Origin of the sequence: Caballeronia mineralivorans PML1(12), from assembly GCF_001028175.1 — a bacterium.
In the GTDB taxonomy this organism is placed as follows: domain Bacteria; phylum Pseudomonadota; class Gammaproteobacteria; order Burkholderiales; family Burkholderiaceae; genus Caballeronia; species Caballeronia mineralivorans.
Window position 1 is genome coordinate 1 of record NZ_AEJF01000046.1, and the last position, 1,151, is coordinate 1,151.

Consider the following 1,151-nt stretch of genomic DNA (forward strand, 5'->3'; position numbering starts at 1 on the left):
ACGGTGGCGTCTTCGGTGGACGGCGCCAGCGACGCGCTGCCGCTGGCGAGCGGCGCATCGTTGACTGCCGTCACGGTCGTACCCAGGTTGACGGTCGCCGTGCTGACCGCCGTCGCGCCGCCGTTGTGTACACCCGATACGTCGACACTCGCAATCGCGGTATCGGCAGTTGCCAGATCGGCGCCCGTCACTGAGCCGGCGACGACCGTGGTCGAACTATCGATCAGGCGCGTGGTGAGTTGCCCCGGCACGCCGTTGAAGTCGGCCGCCGGCACGAAGCGCAATTGCGCCGACGACGACAGCACGAGCGAGTTCGAATCGCTCAGGCCGGTGGCGGCAATCGTGGTCCAGTGCGCGCCGTTATCCGTCGAGTATTGCCAGGCGCCCTGGCTCGAGTCCGCGGCATTGCCGGTGATCGCGACGCCCGCCAGTGTGTTCGCCACCGAGCCGCTTGGATTGCTGACGCTTTGCTGCTGATCGGCGCTGTCGTTGAAATTGCTGCCGAACAGATGGCCGACCGTATCACCCGGTGGGTTGGAGTCTTCGCTGGCCGGTGCGAGCGTCGCGCCGCCGCTGGCGAGCGGCGCATCGTTGATCGCCGCCACTGGCGTATCGAGCTCGACCGTCGCCGCACTGACCGCCGTCGTGCCGCCGTTGTGCGCGCCCGAGACGTCGACCCCGGTGATCGCGGTGTCGCCGGTTGCCAGATCGGCGCCCGTCACTGAGCCGGCGACGACCGTGGTCGAGCTATCGATCAGGCGCGTGGTGAGTTGCCCCGGCACGCCGTTGTAGTCGGGCGCCGGCACGAAGCGCAATTGCGCCGACGACGACAACACGAGCGAGTTCGAATCGCTCAGGCCGGTGGTGGCAATCGTGGTCCAGTGCGTGCCGTTGTCCGTCGAGTATTGCCATGTGCCCTGGCTCGCGTCTGCACTGTTACCGGTAATCGCGACGCCCGCCAGCGTGTTCGCCACCGAGCCGGTTGGATTACTCGCGGTTTGCTGCTGATCGGCGCTGTCGTTGAAATTGCTGCCAAACAGATGACCAACCGTATCGCCAGGCGGGTTGCCTTCGTCTTCATTGGTTGCGAGCGTCGCGCTGCCGCTGGCGAGCGGCGCATCGTTGACCGGCGTCACGGTGGTGTCGAGGGC

The 1,151-nt window shown here is 66.9% G+C and carries 1 protein-coding gene; it reads right to left on the reverse strand.

Features of this window, described 5'->3' with window-relative positions; all coding sequences use genetic code 11:
- Positions 1 to 1,151, reverse strand: a 1,151-nt coding sequence (locus tag EOS_RS46960; RefSeq protein ID WP_047845587.1) for a hypothetical protein, incomplete at both ends; no start/stop codon positions are given.